We start from the raw sequence: 1,080 nt of genomic DNA, 5'->3' as shown, positions 1-1,080 counted from the left end.
TCCTTGGCGAGACGGCCGACGAGGTTGACGATGTTCATTGCAAGAGCCTCCTTGGTGCCGACGGCTCGTCCGCCGGTGCCCTTATCGAGCCTTGGCGGGAGAGCTGGGACACCGCGCGCCCTCGCGCGCGGGAAACCTCGGAAATCGCGGTGGTGCGGGCAGCCCGGCTTGCCGGGCAACACGGCTCGTATTTCTGCAGGTTGGCCCTAAGCTCGACCAGAGAGGCAGGGGCACTGGGCGGCGGACGTGCGGGTGGCACAGGGGCTGATTGCGTGCCTGAATATCAACCTCGCCGCGTCTCGGCTTGCTGCTATCAAGGATGATCGCAGGATTGATCGTCCGTCCTCGCCGATTTCGGTGAACGAATAGTCCCCGTGCGGCAGTCGTCCGGAACACCTGACCTTGGCTACCCTGGGTGCCGATCCGCAAGGTTGGCGCCATTGGTCTGGCGTTGACGCACAATAGGACAAGGCCCCAAGGGGCCTGCCTGTCTGCACGTTGCGCCAATCAATCCCGATCGACGGGAGCTGCTCTCCAGGCTGCTATGGCATCGATGATCTTTGCCGTGAACCGCGGTGGGAGACGTCCGGCAATGTACCCGGGCTGCTTCATAAGGGGCCTGATGTCGAACCCGGGCCAGGTGAAGCGGTTGAATTCCAAAATGACGATTGCGCTACCGGGAGCAAGGCCAGCTGTGCGCGCAATCTCATCGGGGATCACGATGACGTTCTTGCGCCCCTCGCCCTTGGTCGTGATCGCGGCGACCAGATAGCGTGACCCCACCAAACCCACGACGACGACAAAGCGTTCCTTGACACCCTCGTCGCGGCCTTGGCGCTGCTCTTCCTCGAAGAGGTAGACGTATCGGAGGATATGGCCTGCGGCGGGGCGGTCAGTCTTCCCAGCGGTCATTGGCGAGTTCGCTGTCCGAAGGCCGTGCATTGGCGAAAGCTTGGCGGTCGGCTTCGGTCATGTCGGACGAAGCGACAGCTTCGATATTCATGTGATCTGCGATCATACCGCGCGCCGCCTGTTCAAGATGGCGGAAATATTCGCTATCTGCGATCACATGCCGCTCGC

At 62.2% G+C, this 1,080-nt stretch carries 2 protein-coding genes and 1 pseudogene; all 3 read right to left on the bottom strand.

Annotation, left to right across the window (positions count from 1 at the left end):
- On the bottom strand, nt 1-182 hold a 182-nt coding region (locus tag AX735_RS26540), incomplete at its 3' end, for a hypothetical protein (RefSeq protein WP_231750204.1).
- Between the two features lie 325 nt (nt 183-507).
- Nucleotides 508-912: a hypothetical protein gene (locus AX735_RS21100; RefSeq protein WP_066284473.1), complete on the bottom strand. Its 405-nt coding sequence runs from the start codon at nt 910-912 to the stop codon at nt 508-510.
- Nucleotides 893-1,080, bottom strand: a pseudogene (locus tag AX735_RS26120) (type II toxin-antitoxin system prevent-host-death family antitoxin); the annotation flags it as partial. The gene AX735_RS21100 and the pseudogene AX735_RS26120, both read right to left, overlap by 20 nt.

The organism is Blastomonas sp. CCH1-A6 (genome assembly GCF_001556365.1).
Lineage (GTDB): Bacteria > Pseudomonadota > Alphaproteobacteria > Sphingomonadales > Sphingomonadaceae > Blastomonas > Blastomonas ursincola.
This window is presented reverse-complemented; position numbering and strand designations above follow the sequence as displayed.

Excerpts from the sequence above, each read along its gene's own strand:
- AX735_RS21100 (WP_066284473.1), bottom strand. The coding sequence starts at position 912 with ATGACCGCTGGGAAGACTGACCGCCCCGCCGCAGGCCATATCCTCCGA.